Annotated in this window: 16 protein-coding genes; 6 read left to right on the top strand and 10 right to left on the bottom strand. The window is 67.1% G+C overall.

Annotation, left to right across the window (positions count from 1 at the left end):
• The first annotated feature begins 42 nt into the window (after window positions 1-42).
• Window positions 43-1,383 carry a glucosylglycerate hydrolase gene (gene ggh / locus VET27_RS22420; protein WP_526521803.1) on the top strand — a complete coding sequence of 447 codons (1,341 nt, stop codon included), beginning with the start codon at window positions 43-45 and terminating at the stop codon, window positions 1,381-1,383.
• Between the two features lie 11 nt (window positions 1,384-1,394).
• Here ggh and VET27_RS22415 read toward each other — a convergent pair whose 3' ends face one another.
• From VET27_RS22415 to VET27_RS22370, 10 genes are all read right to left on the bottom strand, one after another.
• Complete coding sequence (locus VET27_RS22415) at window positions 1,395-1,856, bottom strand: MarR family winged helix-turn-helix transcriptional regulator (RefSeq protein ID WP_526521802.1); 462 nt, start codon at window positions 1,854-1,856, stop codon at window positions 1,395-1,397.
• Between the two features lie 116 nt (window positions 1,857-1,972).
• Window positions 1,973-2,719 (bottom strand): amino acid ABC transporter ATP-binding protein, encoded by a 747-nt coding sequence (locus VET27_RS22410; RefSeq protein WP_526521801.1) that lies wholly within the window; start codon window positions 2,717-2,719, stop codon window positions 1,973-1,975.
• On the bottom strand, window positions 2,716-4,482 hold the full coding sequence (locus VET27_RS22405) for an ABC transporter substrate-binding protein/permease (protein ID WP_526521857.1): 1,767 nt from the start codon (window positions 4,480-4,482) through the stop codon (window positions 2,716-2,718). The genes VET27_RS22410 and VET27_RS22405 overlap by 4 nt, the downstream gene beginning before the upstream one ends.
• 63 nt (window positions 4,483-4,545) lie before the next feature.
• Window positions 4,546-5,220, bottom strand: a complete 675-nt coding sequence (locus VET27_RS22400) for a GntR family transcriptional regulator (protein ID WP_526521800.1) — start codon at window positions 5,218-5,220, stop codon at window positions 4,546-4,548.
• Window positions 5,221-5,276: 56 nt separating this feature from the next.
• Window positions 5,277-6,086: an LLM class F420-dependent oxidoreductase gene (locus VET27_RS22395; protein WP_526521799.1), complete on the bottom strand. Its 810-nt coding sequence runs from the start codon at window positions 6,084-6,086 to the stop codon at window positions 5,277-5,279.
• 21 nt (window positions 6,087-6,107) lie between these two features.
• Window positions 6,108-8,180, bottom strand: coding sequence for a PhoX family protein (locus VET27_RS22390; RefSeq protein ID WP_526521798.1), 2,073 nt, complete (start codon window positions 8,178-8,180; stop codon window positions 6,108-6,110).
• A gap of 112 nt (window positions 8,181-8,292) precedes the next feature.
• A complete protein-coding gene (locus tag VET27_RS22385; protein ID WP_526521797.1) occupies window positions 8,293-9,186 on the bottom strand; it encodes an Rv0045c family esterase in 894 nt (297 codons plus the stop codon).
• Window positions 9,187-9,267: 81 nt separating this feature from the next.
• Complete coding sequence (locus VET27_RS22380; RefSeq protein ID WP_526521796.1) at window positions 9,268-10,350, bottom strand: inositol-3-phosphate synthase; 1,083 nt, start codon at window positions 10,348-10,350, stop codon at window positions 9,268-9,270.
• Window positions 10,351-10,404: 54 nt separating this feature from the next.
• Complete coding sequence (locus VET27_RS22375; RefSeq protein ID WP_526521795.1) at window positions 10,405-10,968, bottom strand: PadR family transcriptional regulator; 564 nt, start codon at window positions 10,966-10,968, stop codon at window positions 10,405-10,407.
• Between the two features lie 121 nt (window positions 10,969-11,089).
• The gene (locus tag VET27_RS22370; RefSeq protein ID WP_526521794.1) at window positions 11,090-11,974 is read right to left on the bottom strand and encodes a DUF1707 domain-containing protein; all 885 of its coding nucleotides are present in this window, start codon (window positions 11,972-11,974) and stop codon (window positions 11,090-11,092) included.
• Window positions 11,975-12,097: 123 nt separating this feature from the next.
• Here VET27_RS22370 and VET27_RS22365 point away from each other — a divergent pair, with 123 nt between their 5' ends.
• The 5 genes from VET27_RS22365 to rpsF all read left to right on the top strand — a co-directional run bounded on the left by VET27_RS22365 (window position 12,098) and on the right by rpsF (window position 17,517).
• Complete coding sequence (locus VET27_RS22365) at window positions 12,098-12,520, top strand: DUF5318 domain-containing protein (RefSeq protein ID WP_140689900.1); 423 nt, start codon at window positions 12,098-12,100, stop codon at window positions 12,518-12,520.
• Between the two features lie 115 nt (window positions 12,521-12,635).
• Window positions 12,636-14,987: a transglycosylase domain-containing protein gene (locus VET27_RS22360; RefSeq protein ID WP_526521856.1), complete on the top strand. Its 2,352-nt coding sequence runs from the start codon at window positions 12,636-12,638 to the stop codon at window positions 14,985-14,987.
• Window positions 14,984-16,612: a glycosyltransferase family 87 protein gene (locus VET27_RS22355; protein WP_526521793.1), complete on the top strand. Its 1,629-nt coding sequence runs from the start codon at window positions 14,984-14,986 to the stop codon at window positions 16,610-16,612. Before VET27_RS22360 ends, VET27_RS22355 begins: the two co-directional genes overlap by 4 nt.
• Window positions 16,609-17,082: an SRPBCC family protein gene (locus VET27_RS22350; RefSeq protein WP_526521792.1), complete on the top strand. Its 474-nt coding sequence runs from the start codon at window positions 16,609-16,611 to the stop codon at window positions 17,080-17,082. The genes VET27_RS22355 and VET27_RS22350 overlap by 4 nt, the downstream gene beginning before the upstream one ends.
• A 144-nt stretch (window positions 17,083-17,226) precedes the next feature.
• Window positions 17,227-17,517, top strand: coding sequence for a 30S ribosomal protein S6 (gene rpsF, locus VET27_RS22345; protein WP_140689897.1), 291 nt, complete (start codon window positions 17,227-17,229; stop codon window positions 17,515-17,517).
• The last annotated feature ends 63 nt before the right edge of the window (window positions 17,518-17,580 follow it).

Here is a 17,580-nt window from a genome sequence, read left to right as displayed (position 1 = left end):
ACCGACCTGCGCGCTTGCCGCCGACGTCGCATGATTGATCCGATGCCTCCCGATTCGAGCTTCGCGCCCACTCAGCTAGCGGCCCGCGCCGCGTATCTGCTGCGTGGCAATGACCTCGGCGTGATGACCACCGCCGCACCGCTGCTGTACCCGCACATGTGGAGTTGGGACGCGGCATTCGTGTCGATCGGGCTCGCCCCGCTGAGCGTCGAGCGGGCGGTCGTCGAGCTGGACACCCTGCTGTCTGCGCAGTGGAGCAACGGGATGATCCCGCACATCGTGTTCGCCAACGGCGTCGACGGATACTTCCCAGGCCCCGCACGGTGGGCGACGTCGGCGCTGGCGGTCAACGCGCCGCGCAGTCGGCACACGTCGGGGATCACGCAGCCGCCGGTGCACGCGATCGCGGTCCAACGCATCCTGGACCGCGCCCGTACGCGGGGCCGCTCCACGCGGGCGGTGGCAGAGGCGTTCCTCGACCGCCGCTGGGGCGACCTGGTCCGCTGGCATCGCTGGTTGGCCGAAGCGCGTGATCCCGATTCGCGCGGCCGCGTCACGATTTATCACGGCTGGGAGTCCGGCATGGACAACTCGCCTCGGTGGGATGCGGCGTACGAGAACGTGGTTCCCGGCGTCGTGCCCGAATATCAGCGCGAGGACAACACCATCGTCACCGACGCGTCTCAGCGCCCATCGGACGTGGAGTACGACCGGTACATGTGGCTCGTCGAGGAGATGAAGTCGGTCAATTACGACGACCAGCTGCTGCCCAAGGTGATGAGCTTCGCCGTCGAGGACGTCTTCGTCTCGGCGATCCTGTCGGTTGCCTGCACGGTGCTGGCAGAGATCGGCGAGGACTACAAGCGCCCGCACGCCGACGTCCGCGACCTCTACGCCTGGGCCGAGCGGTTCCGCAAGGGCGTCGTCGAGACGTCGGACGAACGCAGCGGTGCGGCAAGGGATTACGACCTTCGCGCCAAGAGGCGGATCTCCACCGAGACGGTTGCGCAGTTCTCTCCGCTGCTGTGTGGCGGCCTGCCGCACGACAGGGAACGCGCGCTGTTGCGACTGCTCGAGGGTCCGCGGTTCTGCGGACACCCCGATCTCAAGTACTGCCTGATCCCCTCGACGTCCCCGGTGTCGCGCGACTTCCGGGCGCGTGAGTACTGGCGCGGCCCGGTCTGGCCGGTGGTGACGTGGTTGTTCTCGTGGTGCTTCGCGCGCCGCGGCTGGGCGGAACGCTCGTCGAACCTGCGACGGGAAGGACTCCGGCAGGCCAGCGACGGCACGTTCGCCGAGTACTACGAACCGTTCACCGGGGAGCCGCTGGGCAGCATGCAGCAGTCGTGGACCGCCGCGGCGGTGCTGGACTGGCTGGGCTAAATCCCGAAGAGCTAGCCGCCCTGTTCGGCCAACCGCGCCAGCGGCGCAAGGGCATTGGCCAACGTCTCGCGTTCCTCCGGGCTGAGCTTGCTCAGCATCGCTGCGATCTGGGCGCGCCGGGTGGCCAGTGCCTCGCGGTGCTGAACGAGCCCGCGGGGGGTGACGTCGACCAGGACGGCGCGCAGATCGGAGGGATCGCGAGACCGCTTGACCAGGCCCAGCTTCTCGAGCCGACGGATCGCGACCGTGGTCGTCGGCGTGCGCACGCGCTCGTGTGCTGCGAGTTCCGTCATCCGGATCGGACCGAGGTCGAGCAGCGTCAAGAGGATCGACAGCTGCGCCAGGGTCAGGTCGGCACCGCCCTCCGGGGTGTTGCGATTGGAATCGCCCCGACGCAGGACGGAGAAGAGCTTGGAGAGCACCTGCTGCAGCTCTCCGGCCAGCTCAGTGACCTGCGGTTCGGTCTCTACCATAATTCGCTAGTCTAACCTGTCACGGTCTGTCACAACCTCGACATGCGGTGATTTAACTGAACTGTCGCGGATGGACACCTGTCGGTCAGCGCCACGTCATTGCCCGCGCCGGGCCGCTAGAGCACCTGCGACAGAAACTGGCGGAGCCGGTCGGTCTCGGCGTCGTCGAAAAGCCGCTCGGGCGTCCCGCTTTCGACAACCTTGCCGTGATCCATGAAAACGACCGCGTCCGCGGCGGACCGTGCGAACCCCATCTCGTGGGTTACCACCACCATTGTCATTCCGTCGTCACCGAGCTCGGCGATCAGCGCCAGGATCCCCTTGACCAGTTCGGGATCGAGCGCCGAGGTGGCCTCGTCGAAGAACATCACCTGAGGTTTCATCGCCAGGGCGCGCGCGATCGCGACCCGCTGCTGCTGTCCACCGGACAGGGTGGCTGGTCGGACATCGGCCTTGTGCCGCAACCCCACTCGCTCCAGTTGGGCGAGGCCGAGTTCGCGCGCCGCGTCCGCGTCGAGGCGTTTGAGTCTGCGGGGCGCCAGTGTGACGTTGTCCAGCACGGTCCGGTGGGGGAACAGGTTGAATTGCTGGAACACCATCCCGATGCGCTGACGCAACTCGTCGGGGTTGTCCTTCAACACCGATCGGCCGTCGAGCAGGATGTCGCCCCGATCGGGCTCGTACAACCTGTTCAGCGCCCGCAACAGGGTGGACTTGCCGGATCCCGACGGGCCGATCACGGCTGTAGTGGTGCCGGCCGGTACGTCGAGGTCGATGCCGCGCAGCACGGCGTTTGGGCCGAACGCCAGGTGAATGTCGTTGGCCGCCAGTGAGACTGGCTCGAACTTGGCGGGGGAGCTCACACCATCTCCTGGGCTGCGGCTGGGCTGGCCGGATCCGCGGAATCGGCCGCGGGTCGGCCGCGTCGCAGGCGGTTGTCGATGTAGTTGACCAGGTGCGTCAGCGGGATCGTCAGCGCGAGGTAGAACAGTCCGGCCGCGACCAGGGGTGACAGGTTGCCGGTCTGCGCGTTGAGGTCGCGGCCCACCTGAAACAGCTCGCGCTGGCTGGCGATCAAGCCGAGGAAGTACACCAGCGACGAGGCCTTCAGCAGCGAGATGAACTGGTTGACCAGGGCAGGCAGCACGCGGCGAATGCCCTGCGGCACGACGACCAGGCGCATCGACAGCGAGTAGCTGAAACCCAGTGCACGCGAGGCCTCCAACTGTCCCGCCTCCACGCTCTGAATGCCCGAGCGGAGGATCTCGCCGATGTAGGCCGCCGCCATCAACCCGAGCGCCGCGATGCCCAGCGGGTAGGGGTTGTTGCCGGTCAGCCCGCCCACGATGGGTCCGACGCCCAATCCGATGATCAGGATGATCACCACCTCGGGCAGTCCGCGGAACACGTCGGTGTACACCCGCGCCGGCCACCGCAGCCACCGTGCGCGGGAGATGCCCGCGATCGCGAGGCCCATTCCGAGCACCAGCCCGATGACGCTGGCGCACACCGTCAGGATCAGGGTGTTCGGCAATCCCGTCTTGAACAGGTCGGGTATCGCCTTCTTGTACAACTCCCAGTCGAGGAAGGAGTCCTTCAGCTGTCGCAGAACCGATTTCGGAGCGACGCCGGAATTGTCGGCGGCCGGTTCCCTGCTCGCCGCGATCGCGGCGAAGTCGGGCAACTGGGGTGTGGGCGCCGCCTTCGAGCCGGGCTTCCAGCCGGGCGGCAGGGCGCGTGGCACCCAGTCGGAGTACAGCTTCGCCCACGTGGCGTCGGCGATCACGGCGTCGAGCCCGGCGTTGAGGGCGTCGATCAACGGCTCGTTCTCCTTGGCCACCGCGTAGGCCACGAAGTTGTCCAAGCTGAAGGTGTTCTCGACGATCTGCGCGGGATCACCCGCTTGCACCGTGCCGACCGCCTGTTGCGAGGGCGCCACCCAGGCGTCGATCTGACGGGTCTTCAGACTGGCGTAAACGGTGTTGTAGTCGGGGAACTTCACCGGGTCCAGGCCCAGGGTGTCGACGACGTACGCCTCCTGGACGGTGCCCTGCACCACGCCGATGCGCTGCCCGGCGGCCAGCTGCGAGAAGCCCGTGATCGGCGACCCCGGCGGAACGACGAGCGAGAAGTAGCCGAAGTCGTAGCCGTTGGTGAACCCGACGGTCTGCCGCCGGGCGTCGGTGGTGGTGATCGACGACGAGCCGACGTCGAAGCGCCGCGACGCCACCTGCGCGAGCAGGCCGGAGAAGTCGGTGCCGACGAAGTTCACCTTCAGCCCGAGCTTGTCGGCGACGGCGCGCAGCAGCTCGTTGTCGAAGCCGGTGAACTGGCCTTGGGTGTCGATGCAGATGCTCGGGGGTGCGTCCGAGAGGGTGCCGACGGTCAGCACGCCAGGAGTGCCGAGCCGCAGGGCGTTGACGTCCACCGGCAGGGGCTCGACGTTCGGCGTCGTGTACTTGTCCGCGTCGGGACCCTTCGCTGCCGAGGCCAGATTGGTGGGCAGCGCGCTGGCGCTCTCGACCCCGGGTGGTGCGCACTGGTCGACGTCCGCGCCTGCCGTGGGGGCCAGCCCCATCGTCGCCATGAAGAGAGCTACCAGTGCGACGACGACACCCTTGTACATTCGCTCGCCGGTCATCATCGAAACTTAACGTTCGCGACTCCGGATGCGGGCAGTTGGACTCTTTCAGAACGCAACCGGCGGCTGCGAGGGTCGCAACACCCTGCGCCGGATCAACTCCGCGAGCATGATCCGACCCATCACCTCGGCCCGGCCGGCGCAGGCCGCCCGCGCCGCGTCGGGGTCTCCGTCGCCGATCGCGGCGGTCTCCGTGACGTAGAACGGGAGCAGTTCGTCGTGACTGCCCAGGTACGCGGTCCAGAACGTCCGCGGCATGAACGTGGTGGAGGCGCGGATGGCGGCCTTGAGGCGGGGCCCGGCGTACTCGGCGTTGACGGTCTCGCGGTACCGCCACGTATGTTCGTGAAACGCGCGAGACTCCCTGCTGGTGCGCAACGCGTCGAGCGTGGCCCGAAGCTCGTCGACGATCTTCGGCCGGTGATCGCGGGCGGCCCGGGCGGAGGAGACGCCGTTGAGCACGCCGTAGATCTCGTGGTGCTCGCGGATCACGCCTTCGTCGAAACGTTCGACGAAGGCACCGCGGTGGTACCGCGTGGACACCAGGCCGATCTGCTCCAGTTCGGCCACCGCTTCTTGCACGGGAACCCGGCTCAGCCCGAGCTGTTCGGCGATCTCGTTGCGGTCCAAGCGATCTCCGGTGCGCAGCTTGCCAGTGAGGACCTGGTTCACGACATGGGAGACGACCAGGTCCTTCTCTTTGACCCCGTACTTCTTGGGCATGGCGCGGTCAGTTTCTCACGTCGCCGCTGGTGCGGGACGTGTTCGGCCGCTTAGGGTCAGGCGCGTCCATCCCGCCACCGGCATAGCGCCTCCGCGGTGCCGAGGTCGTAGTCGGGGCCGTTGACGCCGACGGTCAGCAGGCTGACCCCGAGGCCGACGAGTGCGTCGGCGTTGGCGAGCAGGGCGTCGAGGCGCTCGCCGCGCGCGACGCCGCTGGTGTTCTCCACGCCCGCCGAGCGCTCGATGCTCGAAGCGTCACGACCGAGTTCGGCGCAGTGCCGATCGAGGACCGCGGCCTTGCCGGGGTAGGTCTCGGCAGTGGTGAACCCGTGCCACATGTGGGCGTACTCGGCGACCAGACGCAGGGTCTTCTTCTCGCCCTGCCCGCCGATGAGGATCGGGATGTCGCGCAGGGGTGCGGGATTGAGCCTGCCGAGCCGTGACGTGATGCGCGGGAGGGCGGACGCGAGGTCGTCGAGCCGGCTACCCACGGTGCCGAAGTCGTAGCCGTACTCGTCGTAGTCTCGTCGCTTCCAGCCCGAACCGATGCCGAGGATCAGCCGGCCGTCGGAGATGTTGTCGACGGTTCGCGCCATGTCGGCCAGGAGTTCCGGGTTGCGGTAGGAGTTGCAGGTCACCAGTGCGCCGATCTCGATGCGCGACGTCTGCTCGGCCCACGCGCCGAGCATGGTCCAGCATTCGTAGTGCGCACCGTCGGGATCGCCGTACAGCGGGTAGAAGTGGTCCCAGTTGAAGGCGACGTCCACGCCCATGTCCTCGCAGCGCATGACCGCGTTGCGCAGATGGCCGTAGTTGGGGGAGTGCTGTGGTTGAAGTTGGACGCCGATGCGGGTGGGGAAGCTCATGGCTTCCACGTTAGGCCCGTCCTACACGCCGATCTTCCCGGAGTCCCGCCACACCGCGACCACCGACGGCCGCGCGGTGCCGTTGTCGCCCTCCGGCCACCGGGACAACGGGTCGTCGAGGCTGTTGTCGTCACTCTCGCCGGGATGTTGTACGCAGACCGTCACCAGATCGTCGGTGACGACCGGGCCGCAGGTCTCCGCGCCGAGCGGCACGGTCAGGAACTGCTTGGTCTCGCCGCGGTTGGGTCCGTCGAGCGCGACGGCGAACAGCCCGTCGTTGGAGTCGAGCGCGTTGCCGTCCGTCGAGATCCACAGGTTGCCGTGGCTGTCGAACGCGAGATTGTCCGGGCAGGAGATGGGACTGACCTTGGTCTTGTCGAAGCCGCCGTAGTACGTGTCCGCCGCCGCCGGATCTCCGCACACGAGAAGGAGATTCCATGTGAACGTGGTGCCCGCGTGCTCGTCGGTGAGTTCCAGGATCTGCCCGCTCTTGTTGTCGTTGCGGGGGTTGGCCGCGTCCGGTCGCGCCTCGCCGGGGACGCCGCGCTCGTCGTTGTTGGTCAGCGCGACGTACACCTTGCCGGTCTTCGGGTTGGCCTCGAAGTCCTCCGGCCGGTCCATCTTGGTGGCGCCGGCCTTGTCCGCGGCGAATCGCGTGAACACGGCCACCTCCTGCGGGGTCATGCCCGCGACGAGGGACTCACCCGTGCCGTTGGGGCCCGATCGCAGCAGCGGAAGCCATGTGCCGCTGCCCGCGAACGCCCCAGCGGCGGGCAGCTTGCCCGAGCCGTCGATCTCGCCTGCCGGGATGTCGCTGGTGAGCTTGGCGACGTAGAGCGTGCCCTCGTCGAGCACGGTGAGGTTGTTCGCCATCGCCGCCGCGTCGCGACCCGGTTGAATCTTCCTGCTGGACAAGAACTTGTACATGTAGTCGAAGCGTTCGTCGTCACCGGTGTACGAGACCACCGTGCCGTCGTCGGTGACGAAGATGGTGGCGCCCTCGTGCTTGAGCCGGCCCATCGCCGTGTGCTTCACCGGCGTCGATGCGGGGTCCCACGGGTTGAGCTCCACGACGTAGCCGAATCGGTTGACCTCGTTGGGTGTCTTGGCTACGTCGAAGCGCAGGTCGAAGGTCTCCCACTTGCGTTCCGAGGCTTCGGGTTTGATGCCGTAGCGCTTGAACTGATCGCTGATGACCGGGCTGGGGCCGGGGGCACCCTCGGTGGCGCCGAAGTAGCCGTTGAAGTTCTCCTCGCCGGAGAGCACCGTGCCCCACGGCGTGACTCCGCCCGCACAGTTGGCGAACGTCCCTGCCACCGTGCGACCGGTGGGGTCGGCAGCCGTCTTGACGAAGTCGGTGCCTGCGCCGGGGCCGGTGAGGGCGAACGGTGTGTCGGCGGTGATCCGGCGGTTGTAGCGACCCATCACCGGCTTGAGCCCGTCTGGCGTGCGTTCGACCTCGACGACGGTCAATCCGTGCGCGGCGACGGCGATGTCGAACTGCTGCCGGGTCGGTTGGTCGGCGTCGTAACCGGGGTGCATGAACTGTTCGGTCGTGTACTCGTGATTGACGACCAGCAGGAAGTGACCGGGGGTGCCCTCGATCGGCAGCAGTCCGGCGAAGTCGTTGTTGAACCCGAACTGTCCGCGTTGCGCCTCGGCGGTCTGATTCTTCACGTCGAATGCCGGCGCGCCGGGAAGCACGGGGTCACCCCAGCTGATGACCACCGACTGCTGGTATCCGTCGGGGATGACAACGACGTCCTCGGTGTTCGGCGCGATCGCGGCGAAGTTCATCCCAGGCGCGGTGACCGGCTTGGCATCCGCGGAGGTCGTTGCGGCATTGGATGATTCGTTACGGGAGCAGGCGGCGAGGGCGGATCCTGCACCTACCGCCAGTACGGTCACGGCGCCAGCGCGTAGGGCCGCGCGTCGGGACATCGCCTGTCGGACCACGTCGCCGAAGTACTCGTTGCCGCTGGTGTTCGGGGCGGGATGTGAGCACGCGCCGGCGCACTTGTAGCGGCATGTCACGCGCTGCCGCGACGACCGGCCGTCATGGGACACGAACAGGTTCAATGGCAGAAGAGCCATGCAGGGTGGATCCTTCCAGCGACTATCCGGCCGGGCTGTGGCCAGATCGTGGCAAACCTACGGAATCCTGGTGATCAGCTGTCAAGCACGAGGTGAACGGAGTCTTACGCAGTCAACCCGCCAGGACTCCTCGCAGCAGGGCGACCAACGCAGCGGGCTGATCGCCCTGCACGGAGTGGCCGGCGTCGGCGACTACGTGGGTGCGCTGAAAGCCGGGGGCGCCCGTGGCGAACGCCTCGGCGTCCTCGTCGTTGACGAAGTGGGAGTTGGCCCCGCGCACCAGCGTGGTCGGCATCGCGATCGAGGGCACGTCGTCCCACAGTCCCTCGAAGCCCTCGCCCTTGCGGAACGAGTCGTAGCGCCACGTCCAGGTGCCGTCGTCGAGCTGCTTGCTGTTGTGGAAGACGCCGCGGCGCAACGAGTTCCGGTCGCGGTGCGGCGCAGCAGCCACGGTCACGTCGAGCATGGCCGCGAAGCCGGGGAAGGTGCGGTCACCGCGGACCAGGGCGACGGTGCCCATCTGCGCCTGCGTCATCTGCTCGTGCCGCTCGGGTGCCGATGGCGTGACGTCGACGAGCACCAGCTCGGGAACGAGTGCCGGCTCGGTGGCGGCGATGCGCAGTGCGGTCAGCCCGCCGAGTGACATGCCGATCACCAGGCGTGGCGTGGGCGCCCAGTCGCGCAGGATCGGCCGCAGAGTCTCGGCGTTGAGCTTGGGCCCGTAGTCACCGTCCTCGCGCCACGCGCTGCGACCGTGACCCGGCAGGTCGATCGCCAGTGCGGGCAGGCCGAGTCCGAGGATGACGGTGTCCCAGGTGTGGGCGTTCTGGCCACCGCCGTGCAGGAAGACGAGCTGGGGCGGCTCGGATCCCCATCGCAGGGCGCTGATGGGGCCGGACTCGACGCGCTCGACGGGCGGTAGCGGACCCGTCGCGCCGATCTGTTCGGCGTTCTCGGGCAGCAGGGCGAACTCGTCCAGGCCTGGCAGTGCGTCGTCGTTGACCACGAATCGGACCTTACCCACCGCGATTCGTGCACCCGTACCCGCGCTCACCGCGGTCGCGGGTGCACAAATCCCGAGACGGGGTTAACCCTCGATGAAGGTTTCCAGCTCGGCGCGCGCGATGTCGTCGGCCATCTGCTTGGGCGGGCTCTTCATCAGGTACGCCGACGCGGCCTCGACCGGGCCGCCGATGCCACGGTCCAGGGCGATCTTCGCGGCACGCACCGCGTCGATGATGACGCCAGCGGAGTTCGGCGAATCCCACACCTCGAGCTTGTACTCGAGGTTCAGCGGCACGTCGCCGAAGGCGCGGCCCTCGAGGCGGACGTAGGCCCACTTGCGGTCGTCGAGCCAGCCAACGTGATCGGACGGGCCGATGTGGACGTCCTTGGCGTTGAACTCACGCTGCAGGTTGGAGGTGACGGCTTGGGTCTTGGAGATCTTCTTGGACTCCAGGCGCGAACGCTCGAGCATGTTGAGAAAGTCCATGTTGCCGCCGACGTTGAGCTGCATGGTGCGGTCGAGCTGCACGCCGCGGTCCTCGAACAGCTTGGCCATCACGCGGTGGGTGATGGTGGCGCCGACCTGGCTCTTGATGTCGTCGCCGACGATCGGCACGCCGGCGTCTTCGAACTTCTTGGCCCACAACGGGTCGCTGGCGATGAAGACGGGCAGCGCGTTGACGAACGCCACACCCGCATCGATGGCGCACTGCGCGTAGAACTTGTCGGCCTCTTCGGAACCGACGGGCAGGTAGGACACCATCACGTCGACCTTGGCGTCCTTGAGCGTCTTGACGACGTCGACGGCTTCGGTGTCGGACACCTCGATGGTCTCGGAGTAGTACTTGCCGATGCCGTCCAGCGTCGGTCCGCGCTGCACGGTGACGTTCACCGGCGGCACGTCGGCGATCTTGATGGTGTTGTTCTCCGACGCGAAGATCGCTTCGGACAGGTCGAAGCCGACCTTCTTGGCGTCCACGTCGAACGCGGCGACGAACTTCACGTCGCGCACGTGATACTTGCCGAACTTGACGTGCATCAGGCCGGGGACGGTCGAGTTCTCGTCGGCGTCGAGGTAGTACTGCACACCCTGCACCAAGGAGGAGGCGCAGTTGCCGACGCCGACGATCGCGACCCGGACTTCATTCGACGGGTTTTCGGACATGGGACGTGTTCTCCTTCTCCTACCAAAAACTTTGGTAACTGCACTGCGGACGGTTTAGGGCTGCTGCTCTGGGTTCTGTTCAGAGCGCCCTGGAGCGGCCACGCGTTCAGCCGCGATCAGATCGTTGAGCCACTTGACTTCGCGCTCGCTGGACTCGAGACCGAGTTGGTGTAGCTGGCGGGTGTAGCGGTCGAGCGAGTTGGTGGCGCGCGCGATGGCTTCACGCAGGCCCTCTCGGCGTTCCTCCACCTGACGACGGCGACCTTCCAGAATGCGCATCCTGGCCTCGGCCGGGGTGCGGTTGAAGAACGCCAGGTGCACGCCGAATCCGTCGTCGGTGTAGTTCTGCGGTCCGGTGTCGGCGACGAGCTCCGTGAAGCGCTTCTTGCCTGCGACGGTGAGCACGTAGACGCGTCGCGCCCGGCGAACCTTGACGGTTCCCACCGGTGCGGCTTCCTCGACGATGAGTCCGTCGGCCTGCATCCGGCGCAGCGCCGGATACAGCGAACCGTATGAGAACGCGCGAAAGGCTCCCAGTAGGCCCGTCAGTCTCTTGCGTAGCTCGTAACCGTGCATGGGCGATTCGAGGAGAAGTCCCAGAATGGCGAGCTCCAACACCGAATCACCTCCTTTGCGCAGTCGCTACGACGCTTCGACACCTCGCAGTATTGTATCGCACCGATATATGCAACGCTACATCGGTGGCGCAGAACGCTCCAATCAGGAGGATCTCCGCAGGTCAGCTGACGGCGCTGTCGATGCGCTTGATGGTGCCGTCGCCCGCGAACGTCACCGCACCGCTTCCGAAGTCGCTGGACACGCTGGCTCGCAGCACGAGTGCGCCGGGGGTCAGCGGATCACGGCTCGGGTCGATATTCAGGTAGGTGCTGTCGGCGCCGACGTCCTTTTGTTGAAGACCGACCGTTTCGGCGGCGCCCCGCAGAATGCCGACGGCGGTCTCGACGTTGAACGCGGCCAAGTCGACCACCACGTCGTCGTTGCCCTTGGTCGACGTCGACGGGTCGTCGAATCCGCCGCGGTAGGTGTAGCTCAGCGTGCGCCGGTCGTCGGAGGGATCGGGTCGGGTCAGCACGGCGTACTCCGGGTAGATGGTGAGGCGGTATCCCATGGTGTCGCCGAAGCGCTGGCGCATTTGCTCGAGCAGGCCGTTCAGCCCGCCCAGTGACTGCAGCTGCTTCGGTGGGGTCAGCACCTTCGCGGGGATGCCGTCGGACTTGGCGCCGGGATCGGAGGTGAAGCTCAGCGGCGAACTCGTGTTGCCGTACAGCCCCCAGCCGATGGCGATGCCGAGCACCACCAGCACGCCGGCGACCGCGGCGCGCATGCCCCACCCACCGCCCACGGTCCCCGAGGCGTTGGCCAGGCGCGAGGGCTTCCTCAGGTCGGGCATCTGGACCGGGGCGTTCTCGGTCTGAAGGTCGTCCACCAGGTGTTGCAGGTCGCCCAGGGTGGATGCCGTCGTCGCCGCGGCCACCCGTGAGCGGTGCTCCTCCATCGACAGTTGTCCGTCGCTGAGCGCGCTGTCGAGTACCTGGCACGTGTTGTTGCGGTCGCTGTCCTTGGCCCGTGTACTTGCCGTCTGTCGCCCAGAGCTTCCTGCCACGGACAAGATCGTAGGAGTTGGCGTGCCATCGGTGCAGACCAGATGCCAAACCGGGCCGGGTCGTGACCGGAGAGGGGCACAGTCGAAGCTGCGCCGAGGCAGGGCCGACGTACTCTGGTCACCGTGCGATTGCAGCGACAGGTGGTGGACTACGCGCTCAAGCGACGGTCCCTGCTGGCCGAGGTGTACTCGGGACGCACCGGTGTCACCGAGGTCTGTGACGCCAATCCGTATCTGCTGCGCGCCGCCAAATTTCACGGCAAGACCAGTCAGGTGATGTGTCCGATATGTCGCAAGGAACAGCTGACGCTGGTGTCGTGGGTGTTCGGCGATCACCTCGGCGCCGTGTCCGGATCAGCCCGCACCACGGAGGAGTTGGTGATGCTGGCGGCCAAGTTCGACGAATTCGCGGTGCACGTGGTGGAGGTATGCCGAACGTGCAGTTGGAATCACCTGGTCAAGTCATACGTGCTCGGCGCACCACGTCCCCCGAAGGCGCGCGGCACCCGGACAGCGCGCTCTGGAGCGCGCACGGCCAGTGAATAGCGAAGGGCGACACGAACAGTCGGCCGACGACGTCCGCAAGGGGTCCTCGGCCGGCGGTACGGGCGTGCCCCCGAGACATTCGGCTCCCTCGCCGTCGGACGGCCCGACGCGGGCGATCCCGCAGACCCGCGGCGCGTCGCGCGAGGCCTTTCCGGCCGACGACCGCAGGACGACGATCCTGCCGCCGGTTACCGGCGCACCGCCGCCGCAGTACCGCGACCCGATCGACGTCGTCAAGGCTGCACTGGACGGCACCCCACCGCCGAAGCCGCCGCCGCCGGGACCTCCCACTGGTGGCGGGCCACCCGGGGGCAAGGGACCGGGCCGCCAGTTCCACGTCAACTGGAAGTGGGTGCGCCGGGGATCGCTCGTCGCGCTAGCGCTCGCCATCCTGCTGCCGATCGTGACCTTCGCGATGGCCTACGTGATCGTCGACATCCCGAAGCCCGGAGACATCCGAACCAACCAGGTGTCGACGATCCTCGCCAGCGACGGCAGCGAAATCGCAAAGATCGTGCCGCCAGAGGGCAACCGGGTCGACGTCGACATCGAACAGATTCCGGTGCAGGTGCGCAACGCGGTGATGGCGGCCGAAGACCGTGACTTCTACACCAACCCCGGGTTCTCCTTCACCGGCTTCCTGCGCGCGTTCAAGAACAACATCTTCGGCGGCGATCTGCAGGGCGGATCGACGATCACGCAGCAGTACGTCAAGAACGCGCTCGTCGGCGACGCGCGCTCGGGCGTGGGTGGTCTGGTCCGAAAAGCCAAGGAGCTCGTCATCTCGACCAAGATGTCCGGCGAGTGGTCCAAGGACCAGGTGTTGGAGTCGTACCTCAACATCATCTACTTCGGTCGCGGCGCGTACGGCATCGCCGCGGCGTCCCAGGCGTACTTCGGCAAGCCCGTGGAGCAGCTCAACGTCGCCGAGGGCGCGCTGCTCGCGGCGTTGATCCAGCAGCCGTCCGCGCTGGATCCGGCCGTCGACCCCGAGGGCTCGGCGGAGCGGTGGAACTGGGTGCTCGACGGCATGGTGACGATGGGCGCTCTGTCACCCAGCGACCGCGCCGCGCAGGTGTTTCCCCCGACGGTTTCACCCGACCAGGCCAGTGCGCAGAATCAGACCACCGGACCCAACGGGCTGATCGAACGGCGGGTCACCAAGGAACTGATGGACCTGTTCAACATCGACGAACAGACGTTGAACACCGAGGGCCTGCAGGTCACCACGACGATCGACCCGAAGGCGCAGAAGGCCGCCCAGGACGCGGTGGCCGAGTACATGGAGGGCCAGGACCCGGACATGCGGACCGCGGTCGCCTCCATCGATCCGAAGACCGGCGGGGTGAGGGCGTACTACGGCGGTTCGGACGCCAACGGCTTCGACTTCGCGCAGGCCGGCCTGCCGACGGGATCGTCGTTCAAGGTCTTTGCCCTCCTCGCCGCGCTGCAGCAGGGCATAGGGCTCGGCTATCAGCTGGACAGTTCGCCGGTCGAGGTGAACGGCGTCAAGATCACCAACGTCGAGGGTGAGGGTTGCGGCACGTGCAACATCGCCGAGGCGCTCAAACAGTCGCTGAACACCAGCTACTACCGGCTGATGCTGAAGCTGAAGAACGGCCCGCAGGACGTCGCCGACGCCGCGCACACGGCAGGCGTTGCCGAGAGCTTCCCCGGCGTCGAGCACACCCTGTCCGAGGACGGCCAGGGCGGACCGCCGAACAACGGCATCGTGTTGGGCCAGTACCAGTCTCGCGTGATCGACATGGCCTCGGCCTACGCCACGCTCGCGAACTCGGGCGTCTACCACCGGCCGCACTTCATCCAGAAGGTCGTGCGTTCCGACGGTCAGGTGCTCTTCGATGCGTCCCAGCAGGACGACCCCGGCGAGCAGAAGATCGACAAGGCCGTCGCCGACAACGTCACCTCCGCGATGCGGCCCATCGCCGGCTATTCCAGGGGCCACAACCTTGCCGGCGGCCGACAGTCCGCGGCCAAGACCGGGACCAACCAGCTCGGTGACACCGACGCCAACCGGGACGCCTGGATGGTCGGCTACACGCCGTCGCTGTCGACGGCGGTCTGGGTCGGCACCACCGAAGGCACCAAGCCGCTGGAGAACAAGTCGGGCGGATCGGTCTACGGGTCGGGCATCCCGTCGGACATCTGGAAGGCCACGATGGACGGCGCACTCGAGGGCACCGACAACGAGTCGTTCCCGAAGCCGACGGAAATCGGCGGTTATGCGGGCCCGCCCGTCGCACCTCCGCCGCCCCCACCGCCGCCTCCGCCGCCGCCGCCCTCCGAGACGGTGATTCAGCCGACGATCGAGTTGGGCCCGGGCATCACGATCCCGTTCGGCCCGCCCACCACGATCACCGCGCCGCCTCCGGGTCCGCCACCACCACCCGGTGATCCGGCGGCATCCCCAACCCCGACGATCACTGCGCCGCCGCCTCCGCCGTGACCGGCCAGGAGCCGAGTCCGTCGACGGTGTCCCCCGAGCCGCTGGCCGATGATCTGCGCAGCGACGACGACCGCGACCTGCCCAGCCGGACGGACACCATCGGCGCGGCGCTGGCGGGTGCGATCGGCGGCCCGGTCGGCAGGCATGCGCTGATCGGTAGGGCACGCTTCATGACGCCGCTGCGCGTGATGCTCATGATCGCGCTCGTCTTTCTCGCGCTGGGGTATTCGACGAAGGCGGCGTGCCTTCAGTCGACGGGTACCGGCACCGCCGATCAGCGGGTCGCGGTGTGGGAGAACCAGCGTGCGTACTACGAGCTCTGCTACTCGGACACCGTTCCGCTGTACACCGCAGAACTGCTGAGCCAGGGCAAGTTTCCGTACAAGTCGTACTGGATCGAGAAGGACGCCACGGGTGCACCGGCAAAGCAGTACGACGGCACCCCGGCCGTTCGGTACATGGAGTATCCGGTTCTGACGGGGCTCTACCAGTACGTGTCGATGGCGTTGGCGAAGACGTACACGGCGTTGACGAAGCTGGTCTCGATGCCGGTCGTGGCCGAAGTCGTGATGTTCTTCAACATCGCCGCGTTCGGCTTGGCGCTGGCGTGGCTGGCGACCGTGTGGGCGACGGTGCGCTTGGCGGGCCGACGGGTGTGGGACGCGGCACTCGTCGCGGCCTCACCGTTGGTGATCTTCCAGATCTTCACCAACTTCGACGCGCTGGCGACGGCGTGCGCGGCGGGCGCGATGCTGGCGTGGGCCCACCGAAGACCAGCGTTGGCCGGTGCCCTGATCGGCATCGGGGTGGCGCTCAAGCTCTATCCGCTGCTGTTGCTCGTGCCGATGGTCATCCTCGGGCTGCGCACCGGCCGGATGCGTGAGGTGGGTAAGACGGCCGCCACCGCGGTGGTGACGTGGTTGGTGGTCAACCTGCCGATCATGGTGCTGTTCCCGCGGGGGTGGTCGGAGTTCTTCCGGCTCAACACCCGGCGTGGCGATGACATGGACTCGATCTACAACGTCGTGAAGTCGTTCACCGGCTGGCGGGGCTTCGACCCGAACCTGGGCTTCTGGGAGCCGCCGTCGGTGACGAATGCGGTGACGGCGGTGCTGTTCGCGGCGTGCCTCTGCGGCATCGCCTATGTCGGGCTGACGGCCAAGCAGCGTCCGCGGCTGGCGCAGCTGGCGTTCCTCGTCGTCGCGGCCTTCCTGCTGACCAACAAGGTGTGGAGTCCGCAGTATTCGCTGTGGCTGGTGCCGCTGGCGGTGCTCGCATTGCCGCAACGTCGAATCTTGTTGGCATGGATGACGATTGACGCACTCGTATGGGTGCCTCGGATGCTGTACCTGTTTGGTGAGCAGAAGATGGGCCTGCCGCAGGAGTGGTTCACCGCGATGGTGCTGCTGCGTGACATCGCGGTGATGACGTTGTGCGCCTTGGTGATTCGCCAGATCTACCGTCCCGAGCTGGACCTGGTCCGCCATGGCGGACGCGTTGACGATCCATCGGGTGGGGTGTTCGAGCACGCGCCCGACGCGCAGCCGAGGTGGCTGCCCACTCGTTTGCGGCCACCATTGCCGGAGCCAACCGTAGAACCCGAGCAGGAGCTGATGCGGACATGACCGATCCCGAGTTCAGCGACTCCGTCGTGGTGGACCTCGACGCCGACCGGCTCTATGCGCTGGTCGCCGACGTCACCCGGATGGGTGAGTGGAGCCCGCAGTGCCGCGCGTGTTGGTGGGACGAGGGCGACGGACCGACGGTAGGTGCGTACTTCACCGGTCGCAACGACGACGGGCAACGGACGTGGGAGACGCGAAGCCGCGTCGTGGCCGCCAAACCCGGTCGCGAGTTCTCATGGGTGGTCAACGAAGGTTGGGTGCGTTGGGGATTCACCCTTCAGCCCCTCGAGGACCCAGAAGGTGCCACGCGGCTCACCGAATCGTGGGCCTTCCTGCCCGACGGCATTCGCGGCTTTCACGGACGGTTCGGCGAGCACGCGGACGAGCAGATCGTCATCCGGACGCGGGCGGCCAAGGAAGGCATCCCGGTGACCCTGGCGGCCATCAAGCGCACCGCGGAGGGCGGCTGACCGACGCGCGTCGGTTGCCGGCCGCCCCACGATTTCGCTGCTCAGGCGGTCCTGCTGTAACCTTGCCGGGTTGCCGACGCAGGCGACCCTCCTGCCACGGACTCGCCGTGGCCGCACACGACCATAGGAGGTGATGGGTTCCACATGCGTCCATACGAAATCATGGTCATCCTCGACCCCACGCTCGATGAGCGGACAGTAGCTCCGTCGCTGGAGACGTTCCTTAACGTCATCCGCAAGGACGGTGGCACGGTCGAGAAGATCGACATCTGGGGCCGTCGCCGGTTGGCGTACGAGATCCTCAAGCACCCCGAGGGCATCTACGCCGTCATCGACGTGAAGGCCGAACCGGCCACGGTGTCCGAGCTGGATCGCCAGCTCAGCCTCAACGAGTCCGTCCTGCGGACCAAGGTGATGCGGACCGACAAGCACTAGGCCCCAACAGGCCGTGCACGTCGGAGCGCTTCCGTAGGCTCGCTTGCGACCTACACCGTCCAC

Source organism: Mycobacterium sp. (assembly GCF_035633495.1).
Lineage (GTDB): Bacteria > Actinomycetota > Actinomycetes > Mycobacteriales > Mycobacteriaceae > Mycobacterium.
The sequence above is the reverse complement of the archived record's forward strand: the minus strand, read 5'-3'. Positions and strand labels throughout refer to the sequence as shown.

Bases quoted from the DNA above. Each gene is read 5' to 3' on its own strand.
- ggh (WP_526521803.1), top strand. From the start codon at position 43: ATGCCTCCCGATTCGAGCTTCGCGCCCACTCAGCTAGCGGCCCGCGCC.
- VET27_RS22415 (WP_526521802.1), bottom strand. From the start codon at position 1,856: ATGGTAGAGACCGAACCGCAGGTCACTGAGCTGGCCGGAGAGCTGCAG.
- VET27_RS22405 (WP_526521857.1), bottom strand. From the start codon at position 4,482: ATGTACAAGGGTGTCGTCGTCGCACTGGTAGCTCTCTTCATGGCGACG.
- VET27_RS22400 (WP_526521800.1), bottom strand. From the start codon at position 5,220: ATGCCCAAGAAGTACGGGGTCAAAGAGAAGGACCTGGTCGTCTCCCAT.
- VET27_RS22395 (WP_526521799.1), bottom strand. From the start codon at position 6,086: ATGAGCTTCCCCACCCGCATCGGCGTCCAACTTCAACCACAGCACTCC.
- VET27_RS22390 (WP_526521798.1), bottom strand. From the start codon at position 8,180: ATGGCTCTTCTGCCATTGAACCTGTTCGTGTCCCATGACGGCCGGTCG.
- VET27_RS22380 (WP_526521796.1), bottom strand. From the start codon at position 10,350: ATGTCCGAAAACCCGTCGAATGAAGTCCGGGTCGCGATCGTCGGCGTC.
- VET27_RS22350 (WP_526521792.1), top strand. From the start codon at position 16,609: ATGACCGATCCCGAGTTCAGCGACTCCGTCGTGGTGGACCTCGACGCC.
- rpsF (WP_140689897.1), top strand. From the start codon at position 17,227: ATGCGTCCATACGAAATCATGGTCATCCTCGACCCCACGCTCGATGAG.